Annotated in this window: 22 protein-coding genes; 9 read left to right on the top strand and 13 right to left on the bottom strand. The window is 63.0% G+C overall.

The window, feature by feature from the left end; all coding sequences use genetic code 11:
• Positions 1-7: 7 nt before the first annotated feature.
• Positions 8-910, top strand: coding sequence for a LysR family transcriptional regulator (locus A0W34_RS25070; protein ID WP_007729501.1), 903 nt, complete (start codon positions 8-10; stop codon positions 908-910).
• Positions 911-913: 3 nt separating this feature from the next.
• Entirely contained in the window at positions 914-1,810 is an 897-nt protein-coding gene (locus tag A0W34_RS25065; protein WP_003939949.1) for a LysR family transcriptional regulator, read from the top strand.
• Here A0W34_RS25065 and A0W34_RS25060 read toward each other — a convergent pair.
• The 5 genes from A0W34_RS25060 to A0W34_RS25040 form a co-directional block, all read right to left on the bottom strand.
• Complete coding sequence (locus tag A0W34_RS25060; RefSeq protein ID WP_256933533.1) at positions 1,807-2,712, bottom strand: NAD(P)H-dependent flavin oxidoreductase; 906 nt, start codon at positions 2,710-2,712, stop codon at positions 1,807-1,809. The genes A0W34_RS25065 and A0W34_RS25060 overlap by 4 nt on opposite strands.
• Before the next feature lie 53 nt (positions 2,713-2,765).
• Positions 2,766-4,421, bottom strand: coding sequence for a class I adenylate-forming enzyme family protein (locus A0W34_RS25055; RefSeq protein ID WP_172827034.1), 1,656 nt, complete (start codon positions 4,419-4,421; stop codon positions 2,766-2,768).
• Between the two features lie 41 nt (positions 4,422-4,462).
• The gene (locus tag A0W34_RS25050; protein WP_081558452.1) at positions 4,463-5,227 is read right to left on the bottom strand and encodes an SDR family NAD(P)-dependent oxidoreductase; all 765 of its coding nucleotides are present in this window, start codon (positions 5,225-5,227) and stop codon (positions 4,463-4,465) included.
• 54 nt (positions 5,228-5,281) lie between these two features.
• Positions 5,282-6,412, bottom strand: a complete 1,131-nt coding sequence (locus tag A0W34_RS25045) for a thiolase family protein (RefSeq protein WP_030537190.1) — start codon at positions 6,410-6,412, stop codon at positions 5,282-5,284.
• Positions 6,413-6,546: 134 nt separating this feature from the next.
• A complete protein-coding gene (locus A0W34_RS25040; RefSeq protein ID WP_007729490.1) occupies positions 6,547-8,010 on the bottom strand; it encodes an MFS transporter in 1,464 nt (487 codons plus the stop codon).
• A 195-nt stretch (positions 8,011-8,205) separates the two neighbouring features.
• Between A0W34_RS25040 and A0W34_RS25030 the strand changes: the two genes are divergently transcribed.
• Positions 8,206-9,363, top strand: a complete 1,158-nt coding sequence (locus A0W34_RS25030; protein WP_003940617.1) for an acyl-CoA dehydrogenase family protein — start codon at positions 8,206-8,208, stop codon at positions 9,361-9,363.
• A 66-nt stretch (positions 9,364-9,429) separates the two neighbouring features.
• Here the strand turns inward: A0W34_RS25030 and A0W34_RS25025 are convergent, their stop codons facing one another.
• From A0W34_RS25025 to A0W34_RS25015, 3 genes are read right to left on the bottom strand one after another with little or no spacing between them, the layout of a single operon-like run.
• Entirely contained in the window at positions 9,430-10,650 is a 1,221-nt protein-coding gene (locus A0W34_RS25025; protein ID WP_081558451.1) for a CoA transferase, read from the bottom strand.
• A 31-nt stretch (positions 10,651-10,681) separates the two neighbouring features.
• Positions 10,682-11,680 carry a MaoC family dehydratase gene (locus A0W34_RS25020; protein ID WP_073513349.1) on the bottom strand — a complete coding sequence of 333 codons (999 nt, stop codon included), beginning with the start codon at positions 11,678-11,680 and terminating at the stop codon, positions 10,682-10,684.
• Positions 11,677-12,552, bottom strand: coding sequence for an HpcH/HpaI aldolase/citrate lyase family protein (locus tag A0W34_RS25015; protein WP_064687745.1), 876 nt, complete (start codon positions 12,550-12,552; stop codon positions 11,677-11,679). The genes A0W34_RS25020 and A0W34_RS25015 overlap by 4 nt, the downstream gene beginning before the upstream one ends.
• A gap of 200 nt (positions 12,553-12,752) precedes the next feature.
• On the opposite strand from A0W34_RS25015, the gene A0W34_RS25010 reads away from it, so the two are divergent.
• From A0W34_RS25010 to A0W34_RS24990, 5 genes are all read left to right on the top strand, one after another.
• On the top strand, positions 12,753-13,904 hold the full coding sequence (locus tag A0W34_RS25010) for an acyl-CoA dehydrogenase family protein (protein ID WP_003940468.1): 1,152 nt from the start codon (positions 12,753-12,755) through the stop codon (positions 13,902-13,904).
• A gap of 31 nt (positions 13,905-13,935) precedes the next feature.
• Positions 13,936-14,682 carry a GntR family transcriptional regulator gene (locus tag A0W34_RS25005; RefSeq protein WP_003940169.1) on the top strand — a complete coding sequence of 249 codons (747 nt, stop codon included), beginning with the start codon at positions 13,936-13,938 and terminating at the stop codon, positions 14,680-14,682.
• Between the two features lie 67 nt (positions 14,683-14,749).
• Positions 14,750-15,202 carry a MaoC family dehydratase gene (locus tag A0W34_RS25000; RefSeq protein ID WP_003940415.1) on the top strand — a complete coding sequence of 151 codons (453 nt, stop codon included), beginning with the start codon at positions 14,750-14,752 and terminating at the stop codon, positions 15,200-15,202.
• Between the two features lie 40 nt (positions 15,203-15,242).
• Positions 15,243-16,439, top strand: coding sequence for an acetyl-CoA C-acetyltransferase (locus A0W34_RS24995; RefSeq protein WP_081558450.1), 1,197 nt, complete (start codon positions 15,243-15,245; stop codon positions 16,437-16,439).
• A 60-nt stretch (positions 16,440-16,499) separates the two neighbouring features.
• Entirely contained in the window at positions 16,500-16,889 is a 390-nt protein-coding gene (locus A0W34_RS24990) for an ArsR/SmtB family transcription factor (RefSeq protein ID WP_003940184.1), read from the top strand.
• 7 nt (positions 16,890-16,896) lie between these two features.
• Here the strand turns inward: A0W34_RS24990 and A0W34_RS24985 are convergent, their stop codons facing one another.
• The 3 genes from A0W34_RS24985 to A0W34_RS24975 all read right to left on the bottom strand — a co-directional run bounded on the left by A0W34_RS24985 (position 16,897) and on the right by A0W34_RS24975 (position 19,127).
• The gene (locus A0W34_RS24985) at positions 16,897-17,394 is read right to left on the bottom strand and encodes a hypothetical protein (protein WP_003940625.1); all 498 of its coding nucleotides are present in this window, start codon (positions 17,392-17,394) and stop codon (positions 16,897-16,899) included.
• Positions 17,395-17,505: 111 nt separating this feature from the next.
• The gene (locus A0W34_RS24980) at positions 17,506-18,156 is read right to left on the bottom strand and encodes a pyridoxamine 5'-phosphate oxidase family protein (protein ID WP_003940212.1); all 651 of its coding nucleotides are present in this window, start codon (positions 18,154-18,156) and stop codon (positions 17,506-17,508) included.
• Between the two features lie 17 nt (positions 18,157-18,173).
• Positions 18,174-19,127 (bottom strand): DNA-3-methyladenine glycosylase family protein, encoded by a 954-nt coding sequence (locus A0W34_RS24975; protein ID WP_081558449.1) that lies wholly within the window; start codon positions 19,125-19,127, stop codon positions 18,174-18,176.
• Between the two features lie 45 nt (positions 19,128-19,172).
• Between A0W34_RS24975 and A0W34_RS24970 the strand changes: the two genes are divergently transcribed.
• Entirely contained in the window at positions 19,173-19,724 is a 552-nt protein-coding gene (locus A0W34_RS24970; RefSeq protein ID WP_007729467.1) for a ribonuclease H family protein, read from the top strand.
• A 5-nt stretch (positions 19,725-19,729) separates the two neighbouring features.
• On the opposite strand, the gene A0W34_RS24965 is transcribed toward A0W34_RS24970, so the two are convergent.
• Both A0W34_RS24965 and A0W34_RS24960 read right to left on the bottom strand, forming a co-directional pair.
• Positions 19,730-20,728 carry an MDR family oxidoreductase gene (locus tag A0W34_RS24965; protein WP_081558448.1) on the bottom strand — a complete coding sequence of 333 codons (999 nt, stop codon included), beginning with the start codon at positions 20,726-20,728 and terminating at the stop codon, positions 19,730-19,732.
• 80 nt (positions 20,729-20,808) lie between these two features.
• On the bottom strand, positions 20,809-21,942 hold the full coding sequence (locus A0W34_RS24960) for an oxidoreductase (protein WP_003940612.1): 1,134 nt from the start codon (positions 21,940-21,942) through the stop codon (positions 20,809-20,811).
• Between the last annotated feature and the right edge of the window lies 1 nt (position 21,943).

Genomic DNA, 21,943 nt, shown 5'->3' with positions numbered 1-21,943 from the left:
TGGATGAGTGGATCTGCACTTCGTCACCTACTTCGTCGCTGTTGTCGACCACGGTGGGATAACGAAGGCCGCTCAGGCTCTCTACATTTCGCAGCCCTCGCTGTCACAGGCAATTCGTACGCTCGAGCGTCGACTCGGCGCCACGCTGTTCGACCGGACGGGCAGGCGGTTGGTTCTTACCGACGCGGGCCGCACGTTCGATCTCGCGGCCAGGAGAATCCTTGCCGACGTCGAGCGCGCGAAGGCGAAAGTGACCGCCGTTCGCGAACTCGAGTTCGGTCGTGTCGACGTCGTCTCGTACTCGGCGTTCTCGATCGATCCGATGGTCGAGTTGGTCCGGCGATTCCGGGCCAACTTCCCGAAGATCGTCGTGCGTGTTCTCGACACGTACGGCCCGGCCGGGGTCGACAATGCGTTGCGGCGAGGGTCGGCCGAGGTCGGCGTCACCGATCTGAGTATCGGGTACGAAGGTTTGGTCACGGCTCCGATTGCCACTCAGGAGTTGGTGCTCGCCACCCATGCGTCGTTGTCCGGCCGACTTGCAACGCCGTTGGCGGATCCGGTTCCGCGAGCGCTCTTGCACAGTTTGCCGCTTGTGGTCGATCTCGGTGATCAATCGAATCAGTTCCGGGGCTTGCTCAGCGAAGGCGCCGAGAACGTAGTCGTGGACTGTGTCCACCCTGTGACCACGTGGGAACTCGTGCGTCGAGGAATCGGCGCCACTGTAGTGCCGAGAAGGGTTGCACAACAGCAGATGACAGACGTCTGCGCCTTCTCCTTCGATCCGCCGCTGACACGCGACGTCGGTATCGTCTATCGCTCGGGCGAGCAATCCCCGGCGGCCGCTGCATTCATCGCGACGGCTGCGGAAATGGCCACCTCCGCCGTTCCGTCCACGGAAGAGGAGTGAACTGTGGAGTTCCGGCAGATGGAGTACTTCCTCGCAGTGGTCGAGAACAAGGGGATCAACGGCGCCGCAGCGGCTCTCGGCGTTGCTCAGCCGACCGTGTCACAAGCGTTGCGCGGGCTCGAACGTGAACTGGGAGTGAGGCTGTTCCACCGCATCGGGCGCGGCATGGTGCTCAGTGCTGCCGGTCGCAGTCTGGTCGGCCCGAGTCGACAGGTTTTGCGAGACGTAGCTGCGGCGGCTGAACAGTTGACGGCATCCGATGGCGCCATCGTCGGTCGCCTCGACATCATGGCTTTCCCTGCACTGACCTCGGGGACGATCGTCGATCTGATTGCGGAGTTCTGTCGACGGTATCCGCAAGCACGAGTCAGATTCTCGGAACTCGAGCGTGAGGACAATCTGGAAAGTCTCATCCGGGACGGCCACTGCGAATTCGCGGTGGCTCATCTGCCGCTCGAGGCGGGCGAAGGGCTCGAAATCGTCGAATTGGGGGAGCAGGAATACCGCCTGGTCTACCCGGCTGGAACGGAACTACCCGAGGGGCCGGTACGCCTTTCGGAAATGCCGGACATTCCCATGGTATTCGTTCCTCGCGGGGCAGCGATGGGTGACGCGATCGAAGATTCGATCCGAAAGGCCGGTACCAGAACGGAACTCGCGGTGGTGACCGAGCAACGGGAGTCGCGGCTCCCGATGGTCATCGCCGGACTCGGCGGTTCGTTGGTCGAGCGCTCGGTGGCGAAATCGATGCCTGGTCAGGTGGTGGAACGGGCCTGCGAGCCGAGATTCCTGCGTGCGTACGGTCTCGCCTTCGACCCCTCGACGTTGTCGCCGGTGGGACAGGTATTCGTGAACCTTATCCACGAGTACCTGTCCGACGAACGCCGGTCACAGCACTAGAGTCGGCAGATTCGTTCTCGCGCGGCAGAGTACTCGGCGGCGAGACGCTCTACTACTGCATGCGTCGGAAGGACTGCATCGATCGCTCCGATGCCCTGTCCGGCGCCCCAGATGTCACGCCAGGCCTTGGTATCGGTGTCGTTGGTCGCGAAACTCATTGCGGATGGATCGGATTCGGCCAGGTTGTCGGGGTCCAAGCCGGCGGCAACGATGCTGCCCCGCAGGTAGTTTCCGTGTACTCCGGTGAACAGGTTGGAATAGACGATGTCGGAGGCCCCTGAACCCACGATCATCTCCTTGTACGCAGGATTCGCGTTAGCCTCTTCGGTTGCGATGAAAGCTGATCCGACGTATGCCAAATCGGCCCCGGCCGCGAGCGCAGCGAGAATCGAATCACCATGAGCGATGGCACCTGACAACAGCAGTGGACCGGCGAACCACTCACGAATCTCCCGAATCAGGGCAAACGGTGACTGCCTACCGGCATGACCACCGGCCCCGGCAGCTACCGCGATCAGTCCGTCGGCGCCCTTCTCGATCGCCTTGCGTGCAAAGCGATTGTCGATGACGTCATGGAGAACGATTCCGCCGTATGCGTGGACTGCGTCGTTGATGTCGGTGCGAGCGCCGAGGGACGTGATGACGATCGGAACCTCGAACTCGGCGATGGTCGCCAGATCCTCTTCCAGGCGGTTGTTGGACCGGTGGACGATGAGGTTGACGGCAAATGGCGCCGACGGATTCTCCGGGTGCTCACGATCATGTTCCTCACGAGCCACGGTGATCAGTTTGAGCCAATCCCGAAGTGCCGACTGCGGACGAGCATTCAGTGCCGGGAAGGACCCGATGATGCCAGAGGTGCACTGCGCGATGACGAGGTCAGGAGTCGAGATGATGAACATCGGTGAAGCGAGAACCGGGACACGCAGTTGCGACGTCAGGTCTGCGAAGGTCGTCACCTGGAACCGCCTTTCTGATCGACGGATTCGAGAAGTCTCGAGCGGAGGTCGGTCTTGAGGACCTTACCGGCAGCCGATGTCGGAAGGAGTTCTACCTCGACGACTTCGCGAATCTTCTTGTACGGCAGCACCTGCTCGGCGACGAACGCCTTGATCTGCTCGGCGTCGAACTCGGCACCCGGAATCATCACCACGAAGGCTACGGGCTCCTGGCCGTTGCTCCCCACTTCGCGGCCGACAACCGCGGCAGTCGAGATCGCCGGGTGCGAAACCAGAATCTCTTCGAGTTCCCGCGGATAGACGTTGTACCCCTTGTAGATGAGCATGTCCTTGGCCCGGTCACAGATGAAGAGGTATCCGTCCGAGTCCAGGTACGCGATGTCTCCCGTGTCCAACCAGCCGTCGACGAACTGTTCTGCGGTGGTTTCCGGGTGTCCGAGATAGCCGTCGGTGACCTGAGGCCCACGCACCCACAGTTCGCCGCGTTCGTTCTCGCCCAGAACGGTCTTCCGGTCGAGCTGATCGCGAATCTGGATTTCGGTGTCGAAGATCGGGAGGCCGACGCTGCTCTGCCGATATTCCGAGCCGTTGATCAGCGGAGCGGCCGTGACCACACAGGTGGCCTCGGTCAGCCCGTACCCTTCGACGACGAGCGCTTTGGGAAATGCCCGGCGGAGTGCGGCGAGCGTGACACTGTCGATCGGGGCGGCACCCGAAGACACGACGCACACGCTGTCGGTGTTGCGCACCGTAGCGTCGGGATGAACCGACAGTGCGTGCCACATGGCGGGAGACCCGGTGAGATAGGTGGCCTCGTGCTTTTCGATCAGCTCGAGCATCCGGCCGGGTTCGAACCGACCGGCGAACACCTGGGTGAGACCGGAAATCAACAGGAACGACGTGTTGAGCAACGAATGTGCGTGGAAGAGAGGGGAGACCACGATGGTCGCCCCGGTCCCGGGCGTCGGACCGAGCACGTCGAGGCCGTCGATGCGTCGAGGCGTGACGAGACCGTCAGGACCTGCTTCCAACTCGTGACCGGTTCTCCACCCACACATCTGCGTGATGTTGCCGACGACGTTGCGGTGAAGAACACGAACACCTTTGGAGACTCCGGTGGTTCCGCCGGTGAACGCGATGTGTGCGATGTCGTCGCTACGAACCGAGGCAGGGGTGAATTCGGTGGGTAGATCGGCGATGAAGGAGTCGAATGCGACGACCGACTCCGGTGTGTCGAGCGCGCCCTCGGTGTCCTGGACCATCACGATCGTACGCACGGAGGTTCCTGAAGCGGCCGCGAGCAGTACGTGCAGCTGCGAACTCTGAGTCACTGCAGCAACGGCGGACGTCTCTTCGATCTGCTTGCGCAGGCCGAGCTCTGGCTGCAGTGGGTTGACCAATGTGACTGTCGCCCCGGCCTGTAGGCATCCGTAGTAAGCCTGGAGGAACTCGACGCAGTTCCCGAGGTGCATCAACACCACGTCGCCGACGCCCACCCCGGCTTGCCGCAGTGCGCCGGCGAATTGCGCACTGCGCTGACCGAGTTCGCGGAAGGTGCACGTACGCTCGCCGTCCACGACGGCGAGGCGGTCACCGTAGAGCGCCGCCATGCTGGGCGCCCAGTACGCCATGGTGGTATCCGGGTAGTGCATGTTGTGCCGCAGTTGTGGATTGGCGATCACGCTGGTGCCCGTCACCGGGGAGCCATTCGGATAGCGCCGTCGAGTCTGATGGTCTCGCCGTTGAGGTAGCCGTTCTCGAGCATCGAGACGGCGAGCTGGCCGAACTCGTCCGGACGACCCAGTCGTGAGGGATTGGGAACAGAGGCTTCGAGGGCCGTGCGCACGTCTTCGCGTAGGCGCGCCAGCAGGGGAGTGTCCATGATGCCGGGAGCAATGGTGTTTACGCGGATTCCGCGGCTGGCGAGATCGCGGGCAGCGGTGACCGTCATACCGACGATGCCGGCTTTGGACGCTGTGTAGTTGATCTGACCGATCTGACCTTCGAATGCTGCGACCGACGCCGTCATGATGATGGCACCTCGCTCACCGTCCACTGCGCCGAGTTCCGCCATCCGCTCGGCGCCGAGACGGAGTGCGTTGAACGAACCGACAAGATTCAGCTTGACGACGAACTCGAAATCTTCGACCGATCCGGCTTTTCCGTCCTTGTCGAGAATGCGCATACGACGCCCGGCGCCCGCGCAGTGGACGACGCCGCGGAGGCCGCCGCGCTCGTGCGCCGCGTCGAGTGCTTCGGCGAATTGTTCGCTGTCGGTGACGTCGGCCGGGGCGAATTGTGCGGCAGCACCGAGATCGGCCGCCACCTGCTTACCGTCGGACGAAGGCAGATCGATCAACGTGACCTGCGCTCCGGCGTCGAGCAACCGTCGAGCGGTTGCCAGGCCGAGGCCTGAAGCGCCGCCGGTGATCGCGGTGGAAAGTCCCTCGAGTTTCATGAATCAATTCTTCTTTCCTGCTGGATGACGTGTCGGCCCGAAAGCGTTGTCGGGTCAGATCAATTCGAGAATGGTCGCATTGGCCATGCCGCCGGCCTCGCACATCGACTGGAGACCGTATCGAATTCCGTTGTCGCGCATGTGATGTGCCAGGCGAGTCATCAAGATCGCACCTGATCCGCCGAGTGGGTGGCCGACCGCGATAGCGCCGCCGAGCGGATTCACACGATCGATGGCTGCGCCGGTTTCAGCCTGCCAGGCAAGCGGGACGGGGGCGAATGCCTCGTTGATCTCGAAGGCGCCGATGTCGTCGATGGACAATCCGGAGCGGTCCAATGCCTTTGCGGTGGCGGCAATCGGACCGGTGAGCATGATGACCGGGTCGTCGGCTGCGACCACTGCGGTGTGAATACGAACGAGCGGCTTCCACCCGCGTGCCCGGGCGTACTCGCTGGTCGTGACGAGTGTGGCGCCCGCCCCGTCGGAGATCTGAGAAGAGTTGCCGGCGTGGATGGCACCGTCGGTGTCGAAGGCCGGGGGCAACTTCGCGAGCGACTCCACACTTCCGCCTCGCCGAATGCCTTCGTCCTGGGACAAGCCCGCGATCGGAGTGATCTGCCCGGTGAATGCCCCTTCATCGGTGGCACGGGCCGCGAGTTCGTGTGAGCGGAGGGAGTATTCGTCCAGAGCTGTTCGTGTGAGTGCCCATTTGCGGGCCATCATCTCGGCGCCGGTCCCCTGGCTGAAACCGTCCACCCCGTAGCGTTCGAGTACCGAAGCCGGAAAATGCTCACCGTTCTTGCTGGCGGTACCCATCGGTACTCGTGACATCGATTCGACGCCTCCGGCTACGACCACGTCGTTCTGACCGGAGATGACGGTGGCCGCAGCAAAGGAAACTGCCTGCTGGCTCGATCCGCAGGCCCGGGTCAGCGTGACGCCGGGAACGCTGTCGGGCCAGCCGGCAGCGAGTGCCGCTGTGCGGGCGATGCTTCCGGCCTGCTCGCCGACCTGACTGACGCAACCCCAGATCACGTCGTCGACCGTCGCCGCGTCGAGTCCGGTCCGTTCAGCGAGCGCACGCAGTACATGGGCGGACAACTCGGCCGGATGGATCTCCGAGAGGGCGCGGCCGCGACGGCCGATCGGTGTACGTACTGCGTCGACGATGACGGCATCTCGCATGTATCTCTCCTGCTGTTCGTGCCCGGTTCTGCGACTGTGCGGTCGGGGCGTGTCTCGAGTCGATCACGAGCGGGTCGACCCGGCAATGTCTTTCGGTGAATGGCTTTGTTAGCGAATGGCTATACGTGGAGTACTCAGCCTCGGATGAGCTTGCGATCGCGCTCGGGATTGGCGAAGACGAGGACCAGAACCGCGGCGATCACTCCGATGACGCCGATTGCCTGGAAGGACTGGGCGTAACCGTCGGCCGGGGTTGCAGCGTTGTCCACGATGACTCCCGTTGCGTAAGGAGCAATCAGGCCACCGATCGACATGATGGCGAGGAAGAATCCCATCGTTCCGGCAGTCTGCTGCGGCGGGCACAGCTCCGAGATCGCAGCGTTGATGAGCGGGAAGGTGATTGCCGAGAACCCGTAGCCGATCGAGACCATGGCGACAGCGACGATGGGAGTGGAGATCTGTGGCAGGAACAGGAGAATCGATCCGCAGATCAGAACGCCGACACAGGGAACGATGACGCGAACCGTACGAGAGGTGAAGCCGCGGCCGATCAACTTGTCCGTGACGGAACCGGAGGTGATCATGAGGACGAGACCGACGATCGAGGGCAGCGCGAACATCGAACCGGCCTGCATAGCACTGTATCCGAGGCCGACCTCGAAGTACGACGGCAACCAGGTGAGAACGACGGTGGTCAGCGCGTAGATGGTCGCGATGAGGAAGCAGCAGCTGACGAAGGTGCGGGAGAGCAGGATCTTGCGCCACGGAACGTTGGGCTCGGTGACCGCCTTCGTGGCTGTCCCGGCTGCCTCGGGTGCTTCTGTATCTGCAGTCTTGGTCGCCTTGACGGCCTTGCTCGTGTACGGGCCCTCGGACCAACCGGCCAGCCAGCAACCCATCCACACGAGACCGAGAACGGAGAGCGAGAGAACCGCTGCGCGCCAGCCGTAATGAACGGCGATGAAGGTCAGTACCGGCGCGAGGGCGATCTTTGCGACAGAGGCGGATCCGGCGAGCATTGCGCCGGGAAGGCCGCGCTTGGCCGGCGGGTGCCACGAGTACGCCGCGGTGTGCATCAGCGCCGAACTGGGGCCTTCGGCAAATCCGAGGAGCATGCGCGAGACGATCAACATCGCGAGGCTGGCGCCGAGAACGAGGGGGAGCATGACCACGGACCAGATTGCGGCCAGGATCAACAGCGCCCAACGCAGGGTCAGGTACTTGTTGAGCGGTCCGGCGAGGAATCCACCGATGCAGAACATCAGGAAGAAGAGCGAGCCGACCATGCCGATTTGCGAAGACTTCAGTCCGAGCTCACGAGCGAGGGGCTGAGCGATGATTCCGAGGACTGCCTTGTCCGCGTAGTTGACGATGTAGAGGAAAACGACGAGCCCGGTCATCGTCCACGCACGCTTGCGGGTACCGAAGACGGGAACTGCTGACGAATCTGGCGTTGCTGTTGCTTCGGGCTGGACGTCGTTACGCTGTGGCGCGATGGGGGTCACGTGGCGTCCCTTCGAGACTGGTGGGCGGATGCGATCGTGCTCGAAGCGCGGCCTCGAAGCGATCGATGGTGGTGTGTTTGCCGGCTGACTCATTCAACGTGTTCTGGATCACTTTGAGCAATGTCGCGTCGATGATCGGAACGATAGCGGTTGCCTATGTATCGCAGGTCAGGCCATATTGGTACGCCCTATCGGACGCATAGCCGATGAGTGTTGGATCGAATGCGGAACATTGAGGCAAGGTGAGATCAGGATCACCCTGTCCCCTTGACCGACTGGAGTTCATACATGCAGCGCACCGTGTTCAACGAGGATCACGAGGCATTCCGGGCAACCGTTCGCGATTTCATCGCGAAGGAAGTAACCCCGGTCCACGAGAAGTGGGAAGAGGACGGTCACCCGCCCCGTGACTTCTACCGACGACTCGGAGAGCTGGGCGTACTCGGAATTCAGGTGCCGGAGGAATACGGCGGAGGCGGCGAGAAGTCGCTCAAGTTCAACGTCGTCGTCGCCGAGGAAGTTGCTGCCGCCGGGGCGTCGTTCGGCTCGCAGTCGGTGCATACGAACCTGATCCTGCCCTACCTGCTCGAGTACGCGAACGAAGAACAGAAGAGCCGCTGGTTGCCGGGCTTCGCTTCCGGAGATCTGATGTTCGCGATTGCGATGACCGAACCGGGAACAGGATCGGATCTGGCGAACATCGCGACCACGGCCAAGCTGTCGGAGGACGGTACGCACTACGTGGTCAATGGTTCCAAGACGTTCATCACCGGTGGAGTACTTGCCGACCGCGTCCTGGTGGTGTGCCGTACCGCGCCCAGCACAGCGGAGAACCGGCGCACGGGGTTGTCGATTCTGGTGATCGATACGTCGTCGCCCGGATACTCGGTGGGGCGCAAGATCAACAAGATCGGGCTCAAGACCTCCGACACTGCGGAGCTTTCGTTTGTCGACGTCAAGGTGCCCGTCGAGGACCGACTCGGAGAAGAGGGCGACGGCTTCAGCTATCTGACCCACAACCTGGCTCAGGAGCGGTTGACCATCGCGTTCGGAGCGGCCGCCACTGCCAGTGCAGCGCTTCGCTTTGCCATCGACTACGTCAAGGACCGCAAGGTGTTCGGCAAGCCGGTCGCGGCCTTCCAGAACACCAAATTCGTTCTGGCCGAATGCGCTACCGAGGTTGATGCCATCCAGCTGGTGTCCGACAACGCACTCGAATGTCATGACCGCGGCACTCTGACGATTCCCGACGCAGCGAAGGCGAAACTGTTCTGCACCGAGGCGGCAGGTCGAGTGATCGACAAGTGCCTCCAATTGCACGGCGGGTACGGCTACATCACCGAGTATCCCATCGCGCGTCTTTACGCAGACACGCGTGTCACACGAATCTACGGTGGCACAAGTGAAGTCATGAAGACCATCATCGCGAAGGATCTTGGTCTCTGACGCACTCTCGACATGTTCTCGGCCTCGGAACAAATGTTCCGAGGCCGAAAACATCTTCCGGGTAGGTCAGTTCGCCGGAACCCCGACGACGCCGTCCGCGATCAGCGTCGAGGCGTGATCGGCGTTGGTTCCGAGGATGTCGGCGAGCACCGCGATCGAATCGCCGCCGACCTCGGAGGCGGGTCCGGTACCCAGGTGTGCGCCGTCGAACGAGGCAGGATTGGCGGCAGCCAGGTAGCTTCCGATTCGAGGTTGATCGAGTGCGGAGAACATCGGGTTGTTCTCCAGTTCGCCAGATTTCACCACTTCCTCGAAACTGCGGTACCTCTCGAACAGAACCGACGATGTGTCCAGCGCTGCAGCGATCTCGGCGCCGTTGTGTTCCCGGAACCAATGTGAGAACAGAGCAGTGAGTACCTCTCGATGACGGTAGCGATCCGCTTCGGTGGAGAAGTCGGCTCTGAGTGCAGCTTCGACAGCGTCGACAGCCGCCGTGGTGCCGGTGACCGACGCGAGGTCGCGGAAATGGCGGGTAGTGAGTGCAACGATCATGAACCGGTCGTTGTCGCTGGAGACGAAATCGATTCCGTACGTGCCGTAGACGGCGTTTCCGCCGGACTCGCGACTGCGACCGTTCACTTGTACCTCGGTGAGGTAACCGAGGGTTCCCGCGGTGGCCAATGCGACGTCTTCGAGTGGGAGCGTGATCCGAGATCCATGTCCGGTCGAGTCACGTTGGCGCACTGCGGCAGTGATCGACAGGGCGGCGTAGAGCCCGCATGCGACGTCCCAGGCGGGCAGTGCGTGGTTGACAACTCCGGCGTAGTCGGCGGGGCCGGTGATCTGTGGAAATCCCAAGGCGGCGTTGACCGTGTAGTCGACTCCGGGGCTGCCGTCGCGGCGTCCGAGGATCTCGAGGGTGATGACGTCGCTACGCAACTGGGCCAGGGAGTCGTGGCTCATCCACTTACGGCCGCCGGCGTTGGTGACCAGGATTCCGCCGCCAGGTCCCGGCGCCGTGACCAGTTGGCGTATCAGTTCTTGGCCGCGTTCGGCGCGCATGTCCACTGACAGTGACCGTTTGCCTTTGTTGAGTCCGGTCCAGTAGATGCTCTCGCCCTTGTCTGTGACGGGCCAGCGATTGTAATCGGAGGCACCTCCGATCGGGTCGATCCGGATCACCTCGGCGCCGAGTTGGGAGAGCGTCAGTCCGCACAGCGGCGCGGCGACAAAGCTCGAGACCTCGACGATGCGAAGCCCGGACAGCGGGCCTGGGCTATGAGTCATGTGTGGTCCTCCGTGATAGAAGAGTGTGTGCTCATGCCATCAACACGGTGAAACGCCAGTCGAGAACCGGAGTTTGTGTTGCAGAAGCATTGTGGGAGAACACGAGCGAACGCAGTTGCACTGCAGTTCCGTGTTCGAGGGGCGACGAGTTTTCGACGTGCAGTTCGCTCGTGAGGGTATCGCCCTCGTGAACGGGTCCGGTGTGATTGCACGAGTGCCACCCGAGAACCGTCACCACGTTGGGCAGAGCGCGAGTCGCCTGGGCGAGTGCGATCCCGATGGTGTGGCCGCCGTAGACGAGGCGACCGTGGGCGCCGACGCGATCGTCGTGGTGCGTCGCTGCGATGTTCAAGCTCAGCCGGGCAAGTTCGGGTGCGCTGGAGACGACGTCGCCGCTGCTGTGGAAGACGGAGCCCACCAAATCGGAATCGAAGTGCCTGCCGGGTACCCGCTCTCGATACGTGTCGAGGTCCCAACCGTCAGGTGATACGTACGGAGCCGGTTCGGACGGACCGATCGCCCCGAGGTCGTCGGCGTGGCGAGTTCTCGCCTCGATCGGGTCGGGGCTCAGGGGGAGCATGGCGCAGCGGTAGAAGTCGAGGACCGTGTTGCCGTTCTGATCAGCAGACGTCATCCGTAGCGCGGCAAGTCCGGTGGCGCCGCGTCCCGGCTTGGCCGAGTTCTCGCGTAGACCGACAACCTCGGTGCGCGTGTACAGGGTGTCGCCGAGTACCGGGAAACGGTGGAATCGCAGTCCACGGTAGAAGAGGTTCGCCTTGACGTGGTGTGTGACCACGGTTGACTGGCCGATGGCGATGTCGGTGACCAGTCCTGGATTTGCCACTGGTGCACCGGAACCCGTGACGCTCGACGACAAGTGTGCGTCGAGAGGCAGGCGCATGCGGTCACCGAGGATCGCCTGATGGGAGGCGGCGAGTCCACTGGTCAACGTCACCGCGGGGGCTTCGTCGAAGATCTGACCATGGGTGAGCTCGTCGAAGTACGGGCCTCCCACGTAGTGCTCGCTCATACGGTGACTCCTTCGGCTCGGGCAACCGTACGACGCGCTGCCACGGCCACAGCTTCGTCGAGCATCTGGCCGTCGAGTTGGGCGGCACCCGAACCCAGGGTTTCGGCTTCTTCGAGTGCGGTCAGTACCCGTCGGGCGTCATTGACGGCGTCGTCCGAAGGAGTGAATGCGGTAGTGGCCGAGTCGATCTGTGCCGGGTGGATGACCCATTTGCCGTCGAACCCGAGGGCGCTGGTCCAGTGCGCGGCATGGCGGAAAGCGTCGTCGTCGGTGATGCCGAGAAAGGGCCCGTCGATGGCTGCGACGCCGGCTGCGCGGCAGGCGATCAGAATTCTGTCCTGGACGGCAAGCCAGTGTTCAGGCAGTGCCGAGCGTGAACGGCCAAGCGCTGCACCGAGATCGGCGTATCCGATGATTGCGGCTTGGAGACGAGGAGTCGCGCGGGCGATGGAGTCGGCATTCTGGACGCCGAGCGGAGTTTCGATCAGGGCTTGCAGGGTGGTGTGGTGCCCACCGGCAGTGAAGAGGATGTGCTCGGCCTCGAGTAGTTCGTCGGCGGACTCGACCTTCGGGACGATCACGCTCGTCAGCGATTCTCCGAGGGCGCCGCAGGCGATCAGGTCGTCGCGGGCCCATGGTGTGGTCAGGCCGTTGATTCGGACCGAGATGGTGCGCGCCCTACCGAACTCGTGCACCAAGGTGCTCACGAGGGTTCGCGCCAGGTCCTTGTTCGTCGAAGTGACGGCATCTTCGAGGTCGAGAATCACCTCGTCTGCGTTCGAAGAGAGTGCTTTGCGTGCCTTGCGCTCGTCTGAACCCGGCGCGACCAGGGACGCGCGACGTCTGGTGGCGCGGTAGTGGTTCTCGTCCATAGTGTGTCGATTACCTCGATCTGGAAATCAAATGTACGGCCAGTTGTGAAGTGGATGAGCTGCCGTGAACGGCGTTGATGTGCACCGAACTGCCTCGATGCTGGCAGTTGCTGCGTATCGATGTCAAGGCGCGGTATTGACATTGCGCGAACAATATCGAAATATGGCCGTACAAACTTATTTCAAGTCGAGGCGGATTCATGCTCAAGCTCAACGACGAAGAGACATTCCTGATCGAAACCGTGCGCCGGTTCGTCGACCGAGAGGTCAAGCCCACGGTCCAGGAGGTGGAGCACGCGAACGAGTATCCCGAGAAGTGGATCGATCAGATGAAGCAGATCGGGATCTACGGGCTCGCGATTCCCGAGGAATACGGCGGATCGCCGGTGTCCATGCCCTGTTATGCGCAGGTGACGCAAGAACTGTCGCGCGGATGGATGTCCCTGGCGGGAGCGATGGGCGGGCACACTGTGGTCGCCAAGCTCATCTCGCTGTTCGGTACCGAAGAGCAGAAGGTGAAGTACCTGCCGCGAATGGCAACCGGCGAGATCCGGGCAACGATGGCCCTCACCGAGCCCGGCGGAGGTTCCGATCTGCAGGCCATGACAACCAACGCCAAGAGCGACGGCACAGATCTGGTCGTCAACGGCGCCAAGACATGGATCACCAATGCCCGCCGATCCGGCGTGATCGCCTTGCTGTGCAAGACCGATCCAAGCGCAAGCCCTCGTCATGCGGGCATCTCGATCGTTCTCGTCGAGCACGGCGAAGGGCTGACCGTCTCCCGCGACCTCCCGAAGCTCGGATACAAGGGCGTCGAGAGTTGTGAACTGTCCTTCGACAATTACCGCATCTCCGAGTCGGCCATTCTGGGCGGTACTCCCGGAAAGGGTTTCGGTCAGATGATGAAGGGGCTCGAGACCGGCCGTATCCAGGTGGCTTGCCGTGCACTGGGCGTCGCCACGGCCGCACTCGAAGATTCACTTGCGTACGCGCAGCAGCGCGAGAGCTTCGGCCAGCCGATCTGGAAGCACCAGTCGATCGGCAATTACCTCGCCGACATGGCAACGAAGCTGACGGCCGCACGGCAGCTGACGTGGCACGCGGCGCAGATGTACGACAGTGGGGAGCGGTGCGACATGGAGGCGGGCATGGCCAAGCTGTACGCCTCCGAGGTGGCGATGGAAATCGCGTTGTCCGCCGTCCGCATCCACGGCGGTTACGGCTACTCGACGGAGTACGACGTCGAGCGGTATTTCCGTGATGCACCACTGATGATCGTCGGGGAGGGAACCAACGAAATTCAGCGCAACGTGATCGTTTCGCAGCTGGTTGCCCGCGGCGGTCTGTGACGGATCGGTGAGCAAGTAGGATCATGTCGCTATGAGCGGTAAGGAAAGAGAGACGGAGCCGGCGTACCAACGCCTCTCTCGTGAGCTTCGTCAGCAGATCTCTGCCGGTACCTACCGCGACGGCATTCAACTGCCCACCGAATCCGAACTGGCGCAGCATCACGGCGTGAGTCGGCAGACGGTCCGCCGAGCCTTTCACGATCTGGTTGCCGAGGGCATCGTGTACCGAGTACCCGGGCGCGGAACGTTCGTGACCGAGAACAGCGGCCGCTATCTCCGTCATCTCGGATCCATCGAAGATCTCATGAACCTTTCGCGGGACACGACGATGGAAGTGGTGTCACCGCTGCAACGGCGCGTGGACATCGAGGCGGCCAGTCGGCTTCGGCTCGACACCGACGTCGTGTACACCGTGGTCTTCCGGCGGATACACGAGGGAGTTCCGTTCGTGCAGACGACGGCGCATCTGCCGGAGGCGATCGCGCGGCAGATCATCGACCTGCCCGCCATGGCGGCCGGTGCGGTGAGCGCCAATACGGTGATCGGCTTGCTGGAACCGCTGATCGACAGTCCGATTGTCGAAGCAGCACAATCGATCACGGTGTCCCCGGCCACGGCGGACGTTGCCAGGGACGTCGATTGCGAAATCGGCCACGCCATGTTGCGGGTGGACCGTTTGTACTCCAACGCGCAGGGCGTTGCCAACGAGTTGTCGGTGAGCTATTTCTTGCCGGAGCAGTACACGTATCGGGTCACGCTGCGCCGCGGCGCACATTGACGCTGCGCCGCGGCGCACATTAGCGCTGCACTTTTCTTTGCTGTTCAACACCTTTCAGGAGAGAACTATGCGAATTTTCAACGGAATCGACGAAGTAGAGACGGCTGTCGGTGAGCACTTGGGCTACAGCGCGTGGTTCCCGGTCACACAGGATCGGATCGACAAGTTCGCCGACGCCACCGAGGATCACCAGTGGATTCACGTGGATCCCGAGCGCGCAGCGCAGGGTCCGTACGGCGGCACCATCGCCCACGGCTATCTGACTCTCTCGTTGTTGCCGGTGCTCGGCGCTCAGGTGATGCGTGTCGACGGAATCTCCATGACCGTGAACTACGGAAGCAACAAGGTGCGATTCCCCGAACCGGTCAAGGTCGGTTCTTCGGTGCGGGCAGGTGCGGAGATTCTTTCCTTCGAGCGCACCGCGAAGGGCGCGACGATAGTCGTGCGGTACACGATCGAAATCGAAGGAGCGGGTAAACCTGCGCTGGTAGCGGATACCGTGCGCCTGTTGGTCTCCTGAATCCTTTTCCATTCTTCCAGAACGAGATTCGAGGTCAGTTGTGAAACGAGCAGCATTGGTCGCGCCGGTCAGAACCGCGGTGGGCCGTTTCGGAGGGGCACTTCGTGACGTGCCTGCGGAAAGTCTGGCTGCCACCGTCGTCAAGGAGACCGTGCGTCGTAGCGGAATCGATCCGTCCCGCATCGACGACGTCGCGATGGGGCAGTCGTATGCCAATTCGGAGGCACCGTGCATCGGAAGGTGGGCGGCGCTCGAGGCCGGGTTGCCGATTTCGGTAGCCGGCTTCCAGACGGATCGCCGATGTGGAACGGGTCTGCAGGCCATCGTTTCCGCGGCCATGATGGTCCAGACGGGTGCGGCCGACGTGGTTCTCGCGGGTGGCGTCGAATCGATGAGCGGGATCGAGCACTACACCACCGGAGCGCGGTGGGGCACCAGATCCGGTGGGCTGCAACTGTTCGACCGCCTCGATCGTGGCCGCGAGCGCTCGCAACCCGAGTGGCGATTCGGTCGGATCAGCGGAATGATCGAAACGGCCGAGAACGTCGCGACACGCTGCGGGATCACGCGGGAAGAGTCGGACACCTTCGCCGTCGACAGCCACCGAAAGGCAACACTGGCAAGAGAATCCGGCCGCTTCGATGCCGAAATCGTCGCCGTCGAACTGACGGATCGAAAAGGGAACGTCACACAGTTTCGTGCTGACGAGGGGATTCGTCCGGATACCTCACTCGAAACCCTGGCACGGCTGCGTGCGGTGACCGAGGGAGGCGTCGTGACCGCCGGTAACGCCAGCCAGCAGAACGACGCTGCGGCAGCGATGTTGGTTGTCGCCGAGGATCGTCTGGACGAGCTGGGGCTGGAACCCATCGGGTTCCTCGACAGTTGGGCCGCGGCCGGTTGTGAACCGGCGCTGATGGGCCTCGGGCCGGTTGCCGCCGTCTCGAAACTGTTTGCTCGCACCGGGGCACGCTTTGCCGATTTCGATCTGGTCGAGCTGAACGAGGCGTTTGCGTGCCAGGTTCTCGGCGTCGTGAAGGAATGGGGATTCGAGGACCTCGATCGCCTGAACGTCAACGGTTCCGGCATCTCGCTCGGGCACCCCGTGGGAGCGACGGGTGCGCGTATGGCAACAACCGCGCTTCACGAACTCGGCCGACGCGGCGGCGGAAAAGTGCTGTTGACCATGTGTATCGGCGGTGGCCAGGGTATGGCGGCCGTGGTGGAGTCTGCCTGACGAGGTTCGCTTCTGGGTACACTTGCGGCGGGGGATCGGAAGTTCTACGGAGGCAGTCGGTTGACGAATGCAGGCGCAGCAGACACCAGTGGCGCGCTGAGCGTCGAGGATGTTCGTCGCGCCAGGGCCGCACTCGAGGGTTTGGACGTCACCAGTTGGTCCGGTCGCTTCGAGCTTCTCTCCGACACCAATCGTCTGCGTCTGTTGCTCTGCCTTCATCACGCACCGGGTATCTGCGTCACGGATTTGTCCGTGGCGCTGGGGATGAGCGGCACAGCCGTCTCACATGCGCTGCGGCTACTGCGTAGCCAGGGGTGGGTGAGCGCGACCCGCGACGGCCGATCGATGCGATACCAACTGGCGGACGACACCGTTCACCAGCTGCTGCATTCGATCGGCGCCACACATTTTCACGACGAGACACCCACCCCCGGGCACACGCACAGCTGAGCGCTACTCAAGGAGTCGCGAAGAACTTCTCGACGGCCGGCGCAGCGTTCGGGTTTCCGTTGGTGATTCCTGCGCCGACTCCGGCAACCGTGCCGATGACTCCACCGACGATGCAGCCGGCGATGAAGTTCGGGAAGATCGACAGGCAGCCGATTCCGACGCCGAGGTTGGCTCCGATCAGGGTCGACTGCAGACCACCGTTGTTCCAGCCGATATTGACCTCGTTGGCCATCGTGTCGAACGCGGCCTGCTTCGGATCGTTACCGGGGAAGAGCATCAACGCCGCCTGGCTGTTCGACTCTGCGGTCGGTGTCAGTAGGGGTTGGGACGGATCGAAGCCCGCATTCGGGGGCGCTGCGACCGCGGTGCCGGCTCCGGCGCCGACTGCGGCGACGACGAGTACGGACATGGTGAGAGTTCGGGACAGTTTCATGGGGACGGCCAATCTGTCTGTGTGGAACCAGTCGTGAATGGTGGCGGTGCAGTTCGTTAACCAGAACTCCACCGTCTGGATCGATCGTGCGGACCTCCTCGGGCACAACGGGACCCGTCGTCTCCGCGCGACGGGCCGTGTTTGGTGGCTACCCGACTCCGAGTGCCCTGAAACCGCCTAGTCTCATTCGTTTTTCGACAACCGCGCACGCAATTCTTCGACCTCGGCAGTAAGCCGATCTACCTCGGCTTGCAGGGGTTGGCGTGCCAGAGCGAGGGATTCGTCCATGCGCTCCTTGTCGAAGCGTGGCGTGATGTTTCGACTGCAGTTCCAGTCGAACGCTTCGACGTCGATGACGATGGAACGCTGGGCTTTTGCCGTCATGGTGCCGCCGGGGACTTGCAAGAGCTGTTGCAGTAGTGCAGGGTCCTCGTCCGCTTCGATCACCTGCGCACGCCCGTAGATCTTCAATCTCGTTCGCGTCGGGTAATCGATGACGAACAGCGAGATGCGATTGTTCTCTTCCAGATTGCCGAGCGTCACGAATTGCTGATTGCCGGGGAGATCGGCGAATCCGATTCGATTCGGGCCCAACACATGCAGGAATCCGCGCGGGCCGCCGCGATGTTGGACGTACGGCCAACCGTCGGGCGTCACCGTGGACATGAAGAAGGAATCCACGGATTTCACGAATCCCTGCGCGCGGAAATCGAATTCCATCGGGCCCTCGTCGGGCTGATCGAGTTTCGAACCGTACACGGTGAAACTTCCGGTCGACCGCTGACGCTCCACCGCAGCGGGGGAGAAGGCGATGTGTGCGTATCGGGTCGACATTTTCCAACTCCTGATGCTCAGTGCCAACGGTGGTCGGCAACGGCAGTTCGCGGACCGAACTTGGGTTTGACGGCTTGCCCGCTGACCTGCAGAAGCCTCACGGCGCGGTATCGATGCGGTTGAAGGGGAGCGAGGTACTGCACCATCTGGGCGTCGTCGATCGGTTCACCCAGCAGTGACCACCCGACGACGGCAGCGAGGTGGTAGTCGCCGACCGAGAGTGCATCTGAATCGCCGAATGCACGCTGAGCCACTTCGGCGGCAGTCCAGATCCCGACGCCGGGTACCGCTCGCAACCGTTTGGTCGCCTCGGTTCTGGGGAACGTGGATGCCTGCTCGAGGCGGTCGGCGACGCGAGCGCACTGAACGATCGTCTTGGACCTCGCTGGATCGACGTTCGCGCGATGGAATTCCCATGACGGCATTCGACGCCATTGGTCCGCGGTGAGTGGAACTCGCATTCCGTCGGGCGCGGGGCCGGGTGGGCGCTCCCCGAACTTGGTCAGCAGGCGGCGCCACGCGGCAAATGCGTCGATGCCGTGGACTCGTTGCTCGAGGATCGCGGGAACGAGAGCTTCCATGACGCGGCCGGTGCGGCCGATGCGCAGATGAGGGAAGCGTCGATGAGCTTCGGCGAGCTTGGGATGTTCGGGGGCAAAATCTTCGGCTTCGTCGTCGAGACCGAGCAGCGCTTCGGCGCCGTTCAGGAATTCCGTGGCGCCGGGACCCCAGGCCTGTACCCGGACCGTATGGCGATCCGACTGGGTGATGCGGTAGGTCACAGGACCCGAAAGTTGGCGGGAAACTCGCCAGATCGCTCCGTCGGCTGACCGTCGATGTGCGGGGTCGCCGGGTCCGCGCTGATGCGGGCTGAGCGTCAGCGCGGCATCGAGCGGTCGCTGAGAAGTCACCGTGACTTCGTCGACCGGAGATAGCGGCGTCATCGAGGTCAGCGTATCGCCACCGTCCATCCTCCGTTAAGGCGTGTGTCGGTGGCGCAACGTATTGTCCGAGCCATGATCATCGTGAGCACCGACGGATCCTGTCTGCGAAACCCCGGTGGGGCTATCGGCTGGGCGTGGGTCAATCACGAGGGTCCGAGCATGTCCGGCGGAGAAGCGTCCGGCACCAACCAGATTGCCGAGTTGCGTGCTCTGTTCGAGGCCGTCGTCGCCCATCCCGGTGCTGATCCTCTACTCATCGAATCCGACTCGCAGTACGCCATCAAGTGCGCTTCCGAATGGTTGCCCAGTTGGAAGCGCAAGGGCTGGAAGACCGCGAGCGGCGGGGCGGTCAAGAACCTCGAACTGGTGCAGAGTATCGATCGAGCCATCACCGATCGTGTCGGACCGGTGCGCTTTCGCTGGGTGCGCGGGCACGTCGGCAACCACTACAACGAAATGGCAGACAAGCTGGCCGGCGAAGCCGCACGCGCCATCGTCTCGGGGGACATCGCATCGGTGCCGCTTGCTGCCCCGGTGAAGAAGGAACCGACCGCCGTGAACTCCCCCTACAAGGAGAAGTCCACGACGGCCGAAGAACCAGCAGATTTGTTCACACTTTTCTGAGCGGTTCAGAACCCGTCGGCAACCTGAACCAGCGCCCGGCCGGTGTACTTGCCTTCGCGGACCTGATCGATCACCGAGACGACGTCGCGGACGGCAACGAGGTTCGTGATCTCCTTCAGATGACGTGGGGCCAAGTCGGAGCCCAGACGGGCCCACAGCGCGCGACGGGGTTCGATCGGCATCAATACCGAGTCCATGCCCAGCAGTGAGACTCCGCGGAGAATGAACGGCAGCACGGTCGTAGGCAGCGCGGCGCCACCGGTCAATCCGCTGGCAGCGACAACACCGCCGTAGTTGATCGTGCTCAGAACGTGAGCGAGGGTCTTTCCACCGACGCAGTCGACGGCCGCCGCCCACTGAGATTTTCCGAGCGGGCGAGGCTTGGCGTCGGGATCCTCGGGGAGCCGGCCGATCACCGAAGACGCACCGAGTGACGTCAGAAGGTCTGCCGCGCCTGGCTTGCCGCTGGAGGCGACCACGTCGAAGCCCGCGCTTGCCAGAAGGTCGACGCTGACGGTGCCGACTCCGCCGCTCGCGCCCGTCACCAGGACGGGACCGTCGGCTGGCTTCACTCCGCCGGCCAGAATGGCTTGGACGCTCATGGCTGCGGTGAATCCTGCCGTGCCGATCGCAGCAGCGTCGGCGGTGGAAATGCCGTCGAGCTTCACGACCCACTCGGCAGGCAAACGGGCGATCTCGGCGTAGCCGCCGTTGCGGGCGGTCCCGATCTCGTAGCCATGTGCGACCACCTTGTCTCCCGGGGCGAATGCGTCGGACTCGGAGGCAATGACCTCGCCGGCGACGTCGATGCCGGGGACGATCGGGTACTCGCGAACCACCCCGCCTTTCGGCGTGACCGCGAGCGCGTCCTTGTAGTTGACGCTCGAGTACTCGACGCGAATGGTGACCTGACCTGCCGGGAGGAAGGATTCGTCGACGGTTTCGGGGGCGAAGTCGATGGTGCCGTCGCTGTCGCGGGCGACCCAGGCGTTGAAAGTAGTCATGGGTCGAACATAAAGGCCTTCGGCCCTGTGCGCCTTTTTGGTAGTGCGAACTACCGGAAAGGCGCACAGGGGCGGAGCCCCTAGATCAAGCTGCCCTCATGCACCGCTCGATCGAACGCCGGTAGCGGGCCACCGGCGCGCAGGGTAGTTGCCAATGCAGGATCGGCGAGATGGAGACGGCCGATCGCGATCAGATCGAACTCTCCGCTGCCGATGCGCTCCTCGAGCTGTGGGATGTTGTCGACTACAGGTGCGACGCCTTCGATGCGGCTGTCCCGCAGCGACTTTCCGATACCGACGCTGCCGACGGCCATCGTGACGGCGCCGGTCAGCTTCTTCGCCCAACCCGCCAACGAGAGATCGCTGCCTTCGAAGGCCGGCACGTCGAAACGCCTGATGCTGGCGTCGAGAACGTCGACTCCGGCGTCGACCAGCGCGCCCAGGATGACGCCCAACTCTTCGGGGGTTTCGGCGATCTTCGCGGTGAAATCTTGCTGCTTGTGCTGTGAGAAACGGTAGATGATCGGCAGATCCGGTCCGATGGCCGCGCGGATCGCGGCGACGACGGCGGCCGGGAACCTGGTACGACGCTCCAGGTCGCCTCCCCACGCGTCGTCGCGCTGGTTGGTGCCCTCCCAGAAGAAGGAATCGAGGAGGTAGCCGTGACCGCCGTGGATCGCGATGCCGTCGAAGCCGAGTTCGACGGCGTGCTTCGCGCTACGGACGTACGCGTCGATGACGTCCTGGATGTCCTGCTCGGTCATCGCTTCGGTGCTGGCCTGTGCGCGTTCGACGTAGGCAGCGGAGTACGAGGTGACGCCGAGCGGGCCCCATTCGCCAGAGGGGCGCATCGGCTTGAGTGAGGGGTCCATCTGCGTCATCGCGCCCCACAAAGGTCCGACGTGCCAGAGCTGAGGCACGATCTTGCCGCCCGCAGCGTGCACGTCGTCGACTACCTTCCGCCATCCGGCCTGAGCAGCGGGAGTGTGGAGGTTGGGGACGTTGGCGTGGTCGACAGCAGTCTCGTGATCGATCGCGACGCCTTCGGTGACGATCAGTCCGGTGCCGCCCTCAGCTCGTCGGCGGTAGTAGTCGGCAACGTCGCGGCCGGGCACACCTTCGATGGAGTACGTGCGCGTCATCGGCGACATGACTATGCGGTTGGACAGTTCGAGCGAACGGATGCGGAGCGGTTGGAACAGCGGGTTGGTCACT

Origin of the sequence: Rhodococcus sp. BH4 (genome assembly GCF_002079265.1) — a bacterium.
In the GTDB taxonomy this organism is placed as follows: Bacteria; Actinomycetota; Actinomycetes; order Mycobacteriales; family Mycobacteriaceae; genus Rhodococcus_F; species Rhodococcus_F qingshengii.
This window is presented reverse-complemented; position numbering and strand designations above follow the sequence as displayed.